Origin of the sequence: Sporocytophaga sp. (assembly GCF_017745095.1) — a bacterium.
In the GTDB taxonomy this organism is placed as follows: Bacteria; Bacteroidota; Bacteroidia; order Cytophagales; family Cytophagaceae; genus Sporocytophaga.
In genome coordinates, this window is sequence record NZ_JAGHZZ010000004.1 from 351,180 (window position 1) to 365,983 (window position 14,804).

The window sequence follows — 14,804 nt, forward strand, 5'->3', positions numbered from 1 at the left end:
GCTTGAAAGGTAATATTAAAGTAATGTTGTTTCACAGATTTGATTAAATGATTTCAAAGTATCTTTTTAATTCCCAATCTGTAACATGTTTAGAGAATTGTCTCCATTCCCACTCACGGGTGCTAACATAGTGCTCTACAAATTCGCCCCCAAATAATTCTGCTGCAACCGGGCTGTTTTTCATAGCCTGACTGGCTTCTATAAGGTTAGAGGGTAATTTACCGTTCTCCATATTTTTATATCCATTGCCCTTAGTTGGCAAAAGTTCAAGCTTTAGTTGATGTTTTATTCCATATAATCCGGAAGCAAGGGCTGCAGCCATTGCCAGATAAGGATTACTATCAGATCCTGGGACTCTGGTTTCAAGTCTTGTAAGGTCTTTTGAACTGTTTAATACACGAAGGGCCGTAGTTCTATTATCAATTCCCCAAGTGACAGTAGTAGGTGCCCAGGCGCCTTCAACCAATCTTTTATAGCTGTTAATGGTTGGAGCATACATTGGCAGAATATATGGAAGGCAGTAAAGCTGACCAGCCAGATAATGTTTAAACAGATCGCTCATTTTATTTTCTTTAACAGGGTCAAAGAAAAGATTGTCTGATCTATCAAGGCTCCATAAACTTTGATGAATATGTCCACTGCATCCTGGTAGTTCTTCATTCCATTTTGCCATGAAAGTAGCCATGATACCATTTTTGTAAGCAATTTCTTTTACACCTGTTTTGAATAATGAAGCCTTGTCTGCTGCTTTTAATATACTGTCGTGAAGCAGGGCTGCCTCATAAACTCCAGGGCCGGTTTCAGTATGAAGGCCTTCAAGAGGTACATCAAATTTCAATAATAAATCAAAGAGATTGTGATAGTAGGTAGTTTCGTAAGAGGGTCTTAAAACAGAGTACCCGAACATGCCAGGAGTGAGAGGATTCAGTTTCGTGAATTCTTTGTCTTTCAATGTTTGTGGTGTTTCCCTAAAATTGAACCATTCGAATTCCTGTGCAAATTCAGCATGAAAGCCCATTTCAAGGCATTGTTTCTCTATTAATTTTAGTAAACTTCTCGGACAAGCTGCTACAGGCTTGCAACCAAAATCTGCAATAAAGAATGGAAGATCATTTTCCCAAGGAATTTTTCTAAAAGTGGAAAGGTCTATAGCGCAAGGAGCATCGGGATATCCTGAATGCCATCCTGTTATCTTAACGTTATCATAACAAGCATCTCCACTGTCCCAGCCAAACACGACATCGCAGAAGCCTATGTTTTCTTTCAGACTTTTCAGAAATTTGTCACGATGGATAATTTTCCCGCGAAGCACTCCATCTATATCAGTGAAGGCAAATTTTATTTTCTGAATAGAATTTTTTTCTATGAAATCAATGATTTGACTATGATCCATTTTTACTCCTTAAAAGGATTATGAAATTGAAGTTTTAAAGTTAACTGCAGGGGATCGAATAAGACGATAAAATGCTCCGTATTTATTATACAGAGATTATAAAAATCTACAGATTAATGACCCTTCTACATGTTTTTCAATTTGGTGAAAAACATGTAGAATGTCAACAATCATTAAAAGTGACTTATTAATTCAGGATAACAAATTATTCTCCTTCAGTTTCTTCCCAGGCTTTTTTCAATTCTTCAGCGAATATTTCCTGAGATGCAAATCCTTGTAGTTGGATTTTTTTACCTTTTGCTTTTAAAGCATCCAGAATCTCAAGAGCTAGATCAAGTGGCTCAAGTTCTGTTCCGGTAAGGTCTGTATCCCAGTTGGTACCTGCAAGTAGACCGTCTTCCTGCATTCCTATGCACCAGTTTTCAAGGAAATCAGCCAAAGAAATTGAGGCGGGAGTATATTCAGCCCAGTCTTCACCTGCGCAGGCTGCAGCAGATGCCTCTTCTGACCAGAATGCAATAACATCTGCATCTTCGTATTCCATAGAAGAAGAGGTCGCAAATCCGTCCTCTGTTTCAAGTCCCCATACCAGTTCTGTTTCAACAACCTGTTGAATAAATTTTTTGTGATTTTGGTCAATTGTAGCCTGATCCTGTGCCATTGTGTTAATTGTTTAAACCGACAATTTTAGTAATTTATTCGATTTTCAGCAAAAAGAATAAAGTATCAAATTACTCATAATTAACCTGAAAATTTAATTTTGTTTACTGATTTTCAGATTGGTTATAATAAGATATTTACTTTGTAGGGAGATTATAATTTTTTCTGTTTTAAATTAAAAATTGTCCACATTAATGTTGAAACTTCTTATTTTTCAAGAAAAGGTCATTGAAGTATCGATAAGGGAAGACTGAATAGTCAGAATTTACAGAGTTTAGGTTTTAATGATTTAAAATTAAAAATATGGGAGTTGTCTTTATTATGTCTGATTCAGTTTCTTGGAAATGTCTTTATCAGATATCTTGTCAAAGCTGGCAACTTTAGAAGTGTTTATTTATTATGTTTGTTGCTATTGCTGCTGTTAGTTTCAATACTTCCAATAATCAAATTAGCTAAGATATTGGAGTGATCAGTGTCAAAATAAGAACCAGACTAATTAGTTTTGTTGAGGAAAGAAGCAATATCTCTTGTCCATTCAGTTTTATATTTCAAAAGATAGTTCACATGTCCGGCTAAGGGATAAGTTTTTAGTTCCTTTGAGCAATCCAAATTAGAATATATAGCATCGATTTCTTCTCTGCTAACCCTTTTATCTTGCCCACCATAAAGTAAAAGCGTCTTGCATTTGATTTTTCTTGCATATTCAACAGGGTTATGATCAAATGCCCAAAATCCATTCGTTAATCCTCCCCAGAATACAACAAGCCCAGCCATTGGAAAGATAGGGGCTCCGACAGCTTTAAATCTTGCACAGGTTGCTTCATACATGGTTGCAAAGGGACATTCAATGATAATTCCTTTAGGTTCCAAAGGATAATCTGCCAGAGCTTTCATGATTGCAGCAGCACCCATCGATGTTCCGAAAAGGAAAATATTCTTTTCGCCTTTTTCTTTTATATAATCGTATGCTGTTTTTACATTTTCAGCTTCTTTGTATCCGATTGTGGTTTGCAGTCCTTCAGAGCCTCCAGAGCCTATAAAATCAACCATAAAAACATTATAACCAAGATCAATAAAAACATCTGCCTTATCCATTAAAGATGACTTCTTTCCTCCATAGCCATGGAAAAGAATGACAGTACCTTTGGAAGACTGATTCTTTATGCTCCAACATTCTATTTTCTTATTGCTTTGAAGTACTATAGTTTGAAATTTTTGATGAGGTTTTATTTCATTCAAAGGTTTGGGCATCTTTACTCCCAGTATCATTATCTTAAGTTTTTCTGCAGAGGTTAGTTCCTCGGGTTTCTTGGGTTTGGCAAGATTTTCTGAAGAGAAGTGTGTGAATTTATAGCTATGAAAGATTGCGACAAAATTGGTGAAAATGAAAAATACAATGAATGCAATAAGGAATATTCTGGCTATTTTTTTCATCGGTTTGAAATTGTCTGTCAACAAATTTTTTTGAGAATCTTGAAGTCAAATTATGAATATTAATGAATTGTACCTTTTAACAATTCATCATTATAACCTGATATAATTTTTTCTAAATCCTTAATAAAATCACCATACTTAGCTTCTGCTAAAAGCTTCAAATAAGTATCATTTCCAGCAAATACTTTTTTAAGATCATCTCTGAATGTATAACGTGATAATTTATAAACATTACTGTTTTTTACAATATAGCAACGCTTCTCAATAAAGGTGATACTTGCAGGTGATCCAAAAGGGAGTAGGATTGGACCTGTAGATTTAAGAGATATATTATCATATAGTTTTACAGGCCCATTTACCAATTTTAACATCAAATAAGAAAAACTTCCATAGGAAATTCTATCATAGGTCACAGTATCAATCGATAAATGTTTTATATTATCTGATTTTATTTTAAGAGCTTTTTTATCATTTATACTCCATTTGTATTTTATCTTTCCTTCATAATAGTGCCCTTGATTGAAGATAAAGCAATTGATTGTTTCATCAGATAATGTTACAATTTTGCCCTGTATATATGGTTCTTTCAATTTAACAATTATAGTGTCGTGCTTCTTTCTGGGCTCACCATATAAATCGTCCTGAGCCTGGCTTGAAAAATGCATTATAGAAGATAGAAATAGAATGATTAACTGAGTAAAAATAAATCGCATGATATAGTATTAAGTTGATATTGTTTATCAATGGTATAATGAAATTTTCTAAATAGTAGTGATCCTATGCGAGAATCAATTATTCAAAGATAAATCCCCTGACTTAAGGCTTATAATAATGTAATAAAGAATAAAGCTCAAAAAAACAAAGGTTGATATATATTGCAGTTCGTAAGCATTTTTCCAATGAAAGAAACGAAACCATCTTGCTGAACATACTAATATTAGGATCAGTAATTTCCCCCAATCTAAAGCTTGTTTGGGATGTTTTGAACTAAAATGAACCGTGTATAAAACAACAAAAGATATTATTGCAAGTCCGAAAAGCTGTGCTACACCTGGCCAGTGCATTATTTTAAACATACTCCCTATAAGTACCATCGCTATTGATAAACCTGTAAATCTGGATAAACGGGAATTTTGGAAAGTCCCGTTTTTATATAGCAGATAAAGTCCGGCATATTCTGTAACAATCTCTGCTAGGCTTCCCCAGCTGTTCATTTCTTCGTTTTCAAAAATTATATTGAAAGCAATTACTATAAAGCCTAAGGCAATTGTAGCGATGAGGATTTTATTATTTACCTTCATTTGTACTGGGTTTTGCTGAGGTGTTATATCTTTGAACTAATTGCTCAATATTTTTTAAAATTTGTTGGTCTGTCAAATTTTCAATTTCTTTATTCAATTCCGCGTTATCGAAGAAAATTCTCTTTGCCTGATATTTATTGATACGATCTATTTCATAGAACATATTTCCTCTAACAAGGAAGCGTTTGTATGATTTGTCTTTTGTATAAATAGGCATAGGCGTTCCATTGTAACCAGTTGCAGTGGTATAAATCATATTTTCAACTTGCGCTTTATAGATTTTCACTTCACCATCAATTAACCTAACCATCAAGTAGGATTTTGTGCCATATGGAAACCGGTCTAAAGGAGGATAGCCTTCAATCTCTAGATGCATAACATCCTTTGATTTTATTTTTAATGCCTTTGAAGCATCTGACGTTATTTTATATTTAATATTTCCTTTATTGTAGGAGTCATTATCTCTATCTAGTATAAAGCAAGGAATAGTATCCTTAATTGTAATAATCTTGCCAGATTTATAAATATAGCTAATCGGAGGAAGCTCATCATCTATATGATTTGGAGTTTGAGCATAAAGCTTAAAGGCACCAATTAAAAGTGCCATCAAAATGAAGTTAATTTTAGAACACATGGAATCTTTGAAAAATTTGAATGAATCAGCTAGCAATGCAACAATCGCAGAGGTTTGTTATTGATTTTCATCAGCCTTCTTTTTAATAGAAGTGTTATAGTTTATAATCAATTGTTTTATATTTTTTAAAAATTGCTGATAATCCATCTTTTCAAATTGCTTTAGGAATTCATTGTTGTCAGGAAATATTTTCTTTATATCAGCACTTGACATTCTTCTCGAAACTTTGATTATCAATGATTCTCTCACAAGAAAATATCTGTCAAGATTAGGATTATAAGTGGTGTTCATTCCTCCATTGGTGTAAGTGCCGTAATCATCAAAACCATCTATAGCCGTTTCATAAAGTTTTACATCTCCGTCAACAAGTTTAACCATTAGGTAGGATAATGGTCCATATGGAAGCCTGTCAAAAGGGTCATTGCCTTCTAATTCAAGATGTATGATGTCTTTAGATTTTATCTTTAAAGAGCCTGAGTCATCCACTTTCAGCTTATATTTAATGTTTCCATTAAAATAGTAACTGTTGTCCTTGTCTATAACAAAACAGTCAATTGTATCCCTAGCTGTGACAATCCTTCCAGGCTTATATTCTGAATTTAATGCAGTAGTATCTGAATTACCAGAAGTTTGTGCACTCAATTGAAACGGAATCCAGAGAAAAGCTAAACCCCAAAATACTTTTAATTTCATCATTTCTATTTTTTGTGAACTAAGATTCAGGTTTTGGACTGCTCTTTTTTCCACTTCTTCCAAAAATACAAAATTACGCCGACTATAAACTGATTCAAAAGTGGAAGAATCTCCCATTTTCTCCCACTTTTTTGATTTTTCCTCTCTTTTAAATGATTTTCTAATTATTGTATTGTATTTCAGTTTGTTATGTTCTTTTTAGGTCGATATTGTTGGCTTTGTTTCGAAAAAGGTTTCAAAAAAAGTGGTCAATTTTTGTGCAAAAGTGTAACAAAATGGTGGATTATGGGGTAATTTATCCACAAAGTGGTTTGAAGTGGTAGGAAGTGGTTGATTTTGGAATTTTCTTTTCTATATTTGTATAGGGTGATTCTAGACTAATCCCGATAATAAATGTCCTATTTCTCGAGTGAGTATGACTGTAAGATGGACGCCAAAGGACGCCTTGTCCTTCCGGCACGCATAAAGGCCAATCTACCAGAGGCTTCAGAGAATAGTATTGTCATTACCCGAGGATTTGAACCTTGTCTTGTTGTCTACCCGATGAATGAATGGAAAAAAGTATTCTCAAAAGTATCGGGACTCAATGAGTTCAATGAAGAGTACAGAAATTTCCAGAGAAATTTTTTTAGAGGAAACTCGGAAGTGGAGCTGGATAACAACGGGAGGTTCCTGATTCCTAAGCCCTTGCTGAGACATGCCCAGATAGACAAAGACGTGATAGTCGTTGGATTGGGAAATAGGATTGAACTATGGAATCCTGATTTATATGAGAAATTCCTGATCAAAGATCAACAGGAGTTTGCGAAGCTAGCAGAAAAATACCTGGGCAATGAGCCAGACCAGGCTGACAAAAAATAAAGAATAAGAATGGCATACCACGTTCCGGTTTTACTGAAAGAGTGTGTAGATGGATTGAATATAAAACCTGATGGTATTTATGTAGATCTGACATTTGGAGGCGGAGGGCATTCAAAAGAAATATTGAAGCATTTGACGACGGGGCACTTATATGCCTTTGATCAGGATCCTGATGCCAGGAAAAATGCTGATGAAATAACAAGTAGTTCTTTCACATTTATAGACGCAAACTTCAGATATCTGAAAAGATATTTAAAGCTGCATGGAGTCACTAAAGTTGATGGGATTCTGGGGGATCTGGGAATCTCTTCTCATCAGATAGATGAGGGTACAAGAGGATTTTCCACTCGTTTTGATGCTGAACTTGACATGAGAATGGATCAGCAATCTCCTGTAACAGCAAAGGATATTCTGAGAACATATACCGAAGATCAGTTACACAAGATATTCGGAATGTATGGTGAAGTAAAGAACGCAAAGACTCTTGCCAATGCCATTATTCAGGCAAGAAACAGAGGAAAGATTGAAACGACCGGGGAACTGATTTCTATATTAAAGCCAATAGCACCTCGAGGAGCGGATTTTAAATATTCAGCTCAGGTTTTCCAGGCATTGAGGATAGAAGTCAATGAAGAGTTGAAAGTGTTGGAAGAAATGCTTACTCAATCCGGAGAAGTACTGAGTAAGGGCGGAAGACTTGTAATCATGTCTTATCATTCTCTGGAAGACAGACTTGTAAAGAATTATATAGCTAAAGGTAAATTCTATGGAGATGTGGAAAAAGACATCTACGGAAATTTTGAGAGACCTTTAGAGCCAGTAAATAAAAAACCTTTGGAAGCTGGAGAAGAAGAAATTAAGGCTAATCCAAGGGCAAGAAGTGCTAAGTTAAGAATTGCTGAAAAAATATAATATGGCTGAGAATACAGTTAAAGCTAAACAGCAGCAAAGGGAAGAAAAGAAAAATCTGTTTTCTATGATGGGCAATGCCATCAAGATTGATAAGATTTTTGAAGAGGGATTACCGGTAAAATATCTGCCATACGTGCTTTATATAACAGGTATAATCATTTTCTATATTGGTAATACGCACTATTCTGACAAGACAGTAAGACGAATGGGAAAGCTAAAAGCAGAAGTAGATGATCTTAGAGCAGATTATACCACACTGAAGGCAGATTTAATGTATTACAGCAAGCAGTCAGAAGTTGCTAAAAAAGTAAGTCAGCTAGGATTAGAAGAAAGTTCAGTACCACCATATAAAATTATTTTAAAAGACGGTGAATATTAAAAGATCCATAGTATTGAGAGTAAGAGTGGCATTTCTTGTCATTCTGTTGTTCTCTTTCGCTATCATCGGAAAAATTTTATATATCCAGTTTGTTGACGGGGATAAGTGGAGAAAGCTTGCCGTTGAAAATCTAGTTCAATTCAGAAAAGTAAAGGCTACCAGAGGTAATATCTATTCAGATAACGGAAGCTTGCTGGCTACATCATTGCCTTTTTATAAAGTAGCTATAGATCCAAGGATTGCAGATGATAAAGTCTTTAAGGACGGAATAGATTCTCTTTCAAGATTTCTATCTGCTTTTTTTAAGGACAAGTCTAGTCTGGAATACAAAAGAAAAATTCAGGATGCCAGAGCGAAGCGTAAGCAATATCTGGTTATCAACAGGAAGATGATCAACTTTCAAGCGAAAAAAGAAATGGCTACTTGGCCTATTTTCAGAGAAGGAAGATCAAAAGGAGGGGTGATATTTGAAAAGGTGGATAAAAGATTCAGGCCCTTTTCTTACCTGGCGATGAGAACTGTTGGGTTTATCAATGAAGATAACAAGGGAGCTGGTCTTGAATATTCATTCCATAGGGATTTAGGAGGAACAGATGGAGAAGCTCTGTTTATGAAAATTGCCGGGGGAGAGTGGAAGCCAATGCATGATGAATCTGAAGTTAGACCTAAACAAGGGATAGACATTCAGACGACAATCAATATCAACATGCAGGATGTTGCCGAGTCTTCCTTATTAAGACACCTTACTGCGCATGATGCTGATTACGGTTGTGTGGTATTGATGGAAGTGGCAACCGGTGAAATCAAAGCTATCGCTAATCTGGGTAAACAAGCACCTGGAGTTTATGCTGAGAATTATAATTATGCTGTTGGAAACCAAGGGTTAACTGATCCGGGGTCAACCTTCAAATTAGCTTCTGTAATAGCATTATTCGAAGACTCCAATATTGAGCTGGAAGACAGCGTCGAAACAGGAACAGGTACTTACGAGTTCTATGATAGGTTGATGACCGATTCAAAACCTGAAGGCTATGGAACAATAACCTTTCAGGAAGCTTTCGAAAAATCTTCAAACATAGGGATAAGCAGAAAGGTGAACGAACATTTTGGTCTTAATCCTCAAAAGTACATTGATTATATCCATTCATTAGGATTAGCAGATCCAATAGGATTTCAAATGCACGGAGAAGCTAAACCTTTTATTAAAAAACCAACGGACAGAACCTGGAGTGGTATTTCTCTTCCTTGGATGTCAATTGGATATGAACTAAAAATATCTCCACTGCAAACTCTTATGTTGTACAATGCAGTAGCAAACAATGGTAAGATGATAAAGCCGATAATTGTCAAAGAAACAAAATTGGCAGATAAGACTTTGCAGGCCTATGAGACTGAAGTTGTAAGGGAAAAGATATGTTCTGATAATACATTGGCTAAAGTAAAAAAAATGCTTGAGGGAGTGGTTGAAAGAGGAACAGCAAATAATATTAATAATACAATCTATAAGATTGCTGGAAAAACGGGGACTGCTCAGAAAATTAAAAACGGTCAATATATAAGGGATTACTATTGCTCATTCGCTGGATATTTCCCTGCAGATAAACCTAAATACAGTTGCATTGTTGTTATCGATAGTCCTAAGGGATATAAAAAATACGGAAGCGACGTTGCCGCCCCTGTTTTTAAGGAAGTAGCAGATAAAATTTATGCAACAGATCTTGATTTGCACCAGCCGATTGCAAGGACTAAAGTAAGTCCGGAGATTGGAGTTTTCCCTGTTATCAAGGGGGGCTATCATGAGGATCTGAATTACTTGTGCAATGAGTTAGGAATATCCAACCATTCTTTCAAAGAAGCTGATGAATGGGTGATGGCCAAAGCTGTAAACAATGCTGTAATGTGGCAGCAAAAAGAATTGGTGCAGGGAGCTGTGCCGGACGGTACGGGTTTAACACTGAGAGATGCCTATTATGTTTTTGAAAATGCCGGCCTGAGGGTAAGACATGTAGGACACGGAAGAGTGTCAAGGCAGTCAATGCCTCCGGGTGCAAGAATTGTTAAAGGTAGTACCATTTATATCGAACTTGAATAATGGCTATTCTAAAAGACATACTCTATAAAGTCTCACTTGTCTCTATCTCCGGAATTACGGATACCGAGATTGGTAATATTACTATGGATTCCCGTGCAGTAAAAGAGAAAACTCTTTTTGTTGCTGTAAAAGGTACTCAGGCAGATGGTCATCAGTTCATTGAGATAGCAATTGATAAAGGTGCAAGTGCCATCATTTGCGAAGCAATGCCAGCTCAATTGCAGGAGGGAATTACTTATATAGAAGTAAAGAATAGCAGTGAAGCGCTGGGTATTATCTCATCAAATTTCTTTGGAAATCCATCTTCAAAATTGAGCCTTGTTGGAGTTACAGGTACAAATGGTAAGACAACTACTGTAACACTTCTGCATAAATTATTCAGGAGCCTTGGATACAATGCTGGTCTTCTTTCTACAGTTGAAAATAAAATCAACGAGGAGGTTATACCTAGTACACATACTACTCCAGATGCAGTGACACTAAATCAATTGCTGCATAATATGGTGGAAGCCGGATGTACGCATTGTTTTATGGAAGTAAGTTCACATTCTGTTGTTCAGCACCGTATTGCAGGACTTACGTTTGCAGGTGGAGCTTTTACTAATATTACTCATGATCACCTTGATTATCACAAAACATTCGAAGAGTATATAAAAGCTAAAAAAATGTTTTTTGATAACCTTCCTTCTACAGCATTTGCCTTGGTTAATGCAGATGACAAAAGAGGAATGGTGATGATCCAGAATACAAAAGCTAAAAAGCAAACCTATGGTCTTAAGACTATGGCAGATTTCAAAGGAAAGCTTATTTCCAATACCTTCCATGGAATCGAACTGGAGATAGATCGCAAAGATGTCTGGTTTAAACTGATCGGTAGTTTCAATGCGTATAACCTCCTCGGAATATACGGTATTGCTGTATTATTGGGCGAAGATAGTGAAGAAGTATTGAAGGAACTTTCAAGTCTTGAATCTGCTAAGGGACGTTTTGAACAGATAGTATCTAAGGAGAAAATAACAGCTATAGTAGATTATGCACATACACCTGATGCTTTAAAGAATGTATTGGAAACAATTCAGGATTTGAGACAAGGAAATGAGCAAATCATAACAGTGGTTGGTTGCGGAGGAAACAGAGATGCAGCAAAAAGACCTGTAATGGCTGATATTGCGTGTAAACTAAGTGATAAAGTTATACTTACTTCTGATAATCCGCGAAATGAAGACCCGATGGACATCATTGCTCAAATGCAAAAGGGAGTAAGTTTGATGGATCAGAAAAAAACGATGGTGATCCCTGATAGGAAAGAAGCTATTAAAACAGCCCTTATGCTTGCAGGAGGAAATGATATCCTTTTGGTTGCAGGGAAAGGACATGAGAATTACCAGGAAATAAAAGGAGTAAAGCATCCTTTTGATGATAAAGAAACAGTAAAGGAATTATTTCAACTACTAGGAAAATAAATTATGAGAACGATTGGGGCTAAAAAACAGGATCAACTGGTTGAAAAAACGTTTAAGCTTTCTCTTAGCATTATCGAGCTATATATAGAGCTTATCAGAAATAATGAATTTGAGATATCTGAGAAACTGCTTAGAAGCACAACCAATATCAGAGGTAATGTAGAGGGATCCTTGGCAGCTCTTGACAATCAGGATTACATGGCAAAAATCGCTGTGGCAACTAAGGAGGCTGTAGAAGCGAGATACTGGCTGAAACTTATTCAGATGAAACACACAATCACATGGTCCGGAGATCTTTGTGTAGATCAATTGAATGAGATCATTAGCATTCTTGCATATATGACTCAGAAAGGTACTAAGAGTAATTTAAAACTGGACATTCATAACCTTAACTAAAAATGTTCTATTATCTTTTTAATTATTTAGAAAGGGAATTCGACTTCTTCGGAGCCGGAGTTTTCAGATACATCTCGTTTAGGGCTGGAATGGCAATGATTTGCTCATTATTCATCGCCATGTTTTTTGGTCCCAAGATGATCAATTTTCTGAGAAGGCAACAGATAGGAGAGACGATCAGAGATCTAGGCCTTCATGGCCAAATGGAGAAAAAAGGAACTCCAACAATGGGAGGTGTTATTATCATAGCTGCCATCATGATTCCTGCGCTTCTCTTTGCAAAAGTTGATAACGTTTATGTGATTTTACTCCTGATTTCAACTGTATGGATGGGACTTATTGGATTTCTGGATGACTATATAAAGGTATTCAAAAAGAATAAGGAGGGGCTTCAGGGTAAATTCAAAATCATCGGACAGATAGGATTGGGGCTTATTGTAGGATTAACGCTTTATTTCAATAACCATGTAGTTGTCAGAACATATCTGAACCCTGCAATTAGGAATTCAGACGGATTGATCTCATCAAACTTTGTGGATGAAAAATCAATGATTACCACAATTCCTTTCCTGAAAAACAATGAGCTAGATTATTCACAGTTATTCGGGATTTTCGGAGATCAGTTTATCTGGGTATTTTATGTTGCACTTGTAATCTTTATTATCACTGCTGTATCCAACGGAGCAAATATCACAGACGGTATAGATGGTCTTGCCGCAGGATCTTCAGCGATCATCGGTGTAGCTCTTGCAATTTTTGCATATGTATCTGGTAATGCAATTTTCGCTGATTACTTAAATATCATGTACATTCCTAATAGTGGTGAAATGGTAATTTTCGTCGCCGCTTTTGTAGGAGCTTGTATAGGTTTTCTATGGGTTAACTCTTATCCCGCTCAAGTATTCATGGGGGATACAGGAAGCTTAACTCTTGGAGGTATTATCGGAGTACTGGCAATTGCAATCAGAAAGGAACTATTAATACCCGTACTTTGCGGAATTTTCCTTGTGGAAAATTTATCTGTTCTAATACAGGTAAGTTACTTCAAGTATACTAAGAAGAAATACGGAGAAGGTAGAAGGATATTTTTGATGTCTCCGCTTCATCACCATTATCAAAAGAAAGGGATGCATGAAGCGAAGATCGTTACAAGGTTCTGGATTGTTGGTATCTTATTGGCAATATTAACATTAGCTACATTAAAGCTTAGATAGTTTTTCAATGACAAAAAATCTCGTCATACTAGGAGCCGGTGAAAGCGGTACAGGAGCAGCACTTTTGGGGAAGGCCAAAGGGTTTACTGTTTTTGTATCGGACAAAGGATTGATGACGGATAAATATAAATCTATTCTGGCTGTAGAAGGAATTGAGTTTGAAGAAGGGAAACATGATGAAGCTAGAATTCTGAATGCTGATTTGATTATAAAAAGTCCTGGTATTCCTGAAAAGAATGATCTGATCAAAGCAATAAGGAAAAAGGGTATTAAAGTCATTTCTGAAATTGAATTTGCATCTTATTATACAAATGCCAAATTCATTGCTATTACTGGTAGCAACGGAAAAACGACTACTACACTTTTGACTTATCACCTGCTCAAAAGACTTGGGGTAAATACTGGTCTGGCTGGCAATATCGGAGATAGTCTTGCAAAACAAGTAATAGAAGATAAGTTCGAGTACTATGTCCTTGAGCTAAGTAGTTTTCAGCTGGATGACATGTTTGACTTTAAAGCACATGTTTCAATTCTTCTGAATATTACTCCTGATCATCTGGATAGATATGAGTATAAGTTTGAAAACTATGTAAACTCCAAGTTCAGGATTTTACAGAATCAAACAAGCTCAGATTATTTTATTACGTTCACTGATGATCCTGTAGTTTCAGAGCAATTAAAGACAAGACAATTAAATCCTCAGTTGCTTTCTCTATCTCTTTCTGAAAAGGAAAGCGAAGGAGCATGTCAGTCAGGGGGGGAGCTTAAGTTCTCTTTTAATAAGAATAATTTCAGCTTGCCAGTGAATAAACTTCCATTAAAAGGTAAGCATAATATGGTCAATACGATGGCTGCTGTGCTTGCTGCAAAGGCTATAGGTCTTGATGAGGATAAGTTTGTTGAGGCAATGTCTGATTTCAAAAATGCTTCTCATCGTCTGGAAGATGCAGGTGAGATCAATGGGGTGAAGTTTGTAAATGATTCCAAAGCGACAAACGTTGATTCGGTGTTTTATGCTTTGGATAGTTTCACAGAGCCACTTATCTGGATAGCAGGTGGTTTGGATAAAGGTAATGAATACGGACAAATTGAGCAGTTGGTAAAAGATAAAGTGAAAGCTTTGGTTTGTATGGGAAAAGACAACTCAAAATTAGTTGAGTTTTTTTCAGGAAAAGTACAGAAGCTCGAAGATACGGATAATGTAAAGGATGCTGTTCAAAGGGCATTTGCATTGGCGAGTAAAGGAGATGTTGTTTTACTTTCTCCAGCCTGCGCGAGTTTTGATCTGTTTAAAAACTATGAAGATAGAGGGGAAAAGTTTAAGACGCAGGTGCTTGAGTTAAAAAAAGAATTAATAAAGAATTAATTGAAT

General features: G+C 36.0%; 15 protein-coding genes. 8 read left to right on the forward strand and 7 right to left on the reverse strand.

Annotated elements, in window-relative coordinates:
- Positions 1-43: 43 nt before the first annotated feature.
- The 7 genes from J7604_RS08490 to J7604_RS08520 all read right to left on the reverse strand — a co-directional run bounded on the left by J7604_RS08490 (position 44) and on the right by J7604_RS08520 (position 6,232).
- Positions 44-1,393 carry a glutamine synthetase family protein gene (locus J7604_RS08490; protein ID WP_293894042.1) on the reverse strand — a complete coding sequence of 450 codons (1,350 nt, stop codon included), beginning with the start codon at positions 1,391-1,393 and terminating at the stop codon, positions 44-46.
- A gap of 205 nt (positions 1,394-1,598) precedes the next feature.
- Complete coding sequence (locus tag J7604_RS08495; protein WP_293894045.1) at positions 1,599-2,054, reverse strand: DUF2750 domain-containing protein; 456 nt, start codon at positions 2,052-2,054, stop codon at positions 1,599-1,601.
- Positions 2,055-2,545: 491 nt separating this feature from the next.
- Positions 2,546-3,487, reverse strand: coding sequence for an alpha/beta fold hydrolase (locus J7604_RS08500; protein ID WP_293894048.1), 942 nt, complete (start codon positions 3,485-3,487; stop codon positions 2,546-2,548).
- Between the two features lie 59 nt (positions 3,488-3,546).
- A complete protein-coding gene (locus J7604_RS08505) occupies positions 3,547-4,200 on the reverse strand; it encodes a hypothetical protein (RefSeq protein ID WP_293894051.1) in 654 nt (217 codons plus the stop codon).
- Between the two features lie 75 nt (positions 4,201-4,275).
- Positions 4,276-4,788, reverse strand: a complete 513-nt coding sequence (locus J7604_RS08510; RefSeq protein WP_293894054.1) for a hypothetical protein — start codon at positions 4,786-4,788, stop codon at positions 4,276-4,278.
- A complete protein-coding gene (locus J7604_RS08515) occupies positions 4,775-5,395 on the reverse strand; it encodes a hypothetical protein (protein ID WP_293894056.1) in 621 nt (206 codons plus the stop codon). The genes J7604_RS08510 and J7604_RS08515 overlap by 14 nt, the downstream gene beginning before the upstream one ends.
- 84 nt (positions 5,396-5,479) lie before the next feature.
- A complete protein-coding gene (locus J7604_RS08520; RefSeq protein WP_293894059.1) occupies positions 5,480-6,232 on the reverse strand; it encodes a hypothetical protein in 753 nt (250 codons plus the stop codon).
- 276 nt (positions 6,233-6,508) lie between these two features.
- Here J7604_RS08520 and mraZ point away from each other — a divergent pair, with 276 nt between their 5' ends.
- Genes mraZ through murD form a run of 8 tightly spaced genes read left to right on the forward strand, consistent with a single transcriptional unit; the run spans position 6,509 to position 14,798 of the window.
- Positions 6,509-6,976 carry a division/cell wall cluster transcriptional repressor MraZ gene (mraZ, locus tag J7604_RS08525; protein WP_028979615.1) on the forward strand — a complete coding sequence of 156 codons (468 nt, stop codon included), beginning with the start codon at positions 6,509-6,511 and terminating at the stop codon, positions 6,974-6,976.
- Positions 6,977-6,985: 9 nt separating this feature from the next.
- Positions 6,986-7,888 carry a 16S rRNA (cytosine(1402)-N(4))-methyltransferase RsmH gene (gene rsmH / locus J7604_RS08530; RefSeq protein ID WP_293894067.1) on the forward strand — a complete coding sequence of 301 codons (903 nt, stop codon included), beginning with the start codon at positions 6,986-6,988 and terminating at the stop codon, positions 7,886-7,888.
- A 1-nt stretch (position 7,889) separates the two neighbouring features.
- A complete protein-coding gene (locus J7604_RS08535) occupies positions 7,890-8,267 on the forward strand; it encodes an FtsL-like putative cell division protein (RefSeq protein WP_293894070.1) in 378 nt (125 codons plus the stop codon).
- The gene (locus J7604_RS08540) at positions 8,257-10,359 is read left to right on the forward strand and encodes a penicillin-binding protein (RefSeq protein WP_293894073.1); all 2,103 of its coding nucleotides are present in this window, start codon (positions 8,257-8,259) and stop codon (positions 10,357-10,359) included. The genes J7604_RS08535 and J7604_RS08540 overlap by 11 nt, the downstream gene beginning before the upstream one ends.
- Complete coding sequence (locus tag J7604_RS08545; protein ID WP_293894076.1) at positions 10,359-11,822, forward strand: UDP-N-acetylmuramoyl-L-alanyl-D-glutamate--2,6-diaminopimelate ligase; 1,464 nt, start codon at positions 10,359-10,361, stop codon at positions 11,820-11,822. The genes J7604_RS08540 and J7604_RS08545 overlap by 1 nt, the downstream gene beginning before the upstream one ends.
- Before the next feature lie 3 nt (positions 11,823-11,825).
- Positions 11,826-12,218, forward strand: a complete 393-nt coding sequence (locus J7604_RS08550; protein WP_037574856.1) for a four helix bundle protein — start codon at positions 11,826-11,828, stop codon at positions 12,216-12,218.
- 2 nt (positions 12,219-12,220) lie between these two features.
- The gene (mraY, locus tag J7604_RS08555; RefSeq protein ID WP_293894082.1) at positions 12,221-13,432 is read left to right on the forward strand and encodes a phospho-N-acetylmuramoyl-pentapeptide-transferase; all 1,212 of its coding nucleotides are present in this window, start codon (positions 12,221-12,223) and stop codon (positions 13,430-13,432) included.
- Positions 13,433-13,439: 7 nt separating this feature from the next.
- Positions 13,440-14,798 carry a UDP-N-acetylmuramoyl-L-alanine--D-glutamate ligase gene (murD, locus tag J7604_RS08560; RefSeq protein WP_293894085.1) on the forward strand — a complete coding sequence of 453 codons (1,359 nt, stop codon included), beginning with the start codon at positions 13,440-13,442 and terminating at the stop codon, positions 14,796-14,798.
- The last annotated feature ends 6 nt before the right edge of the window (positions 14,799-14,804 follow it).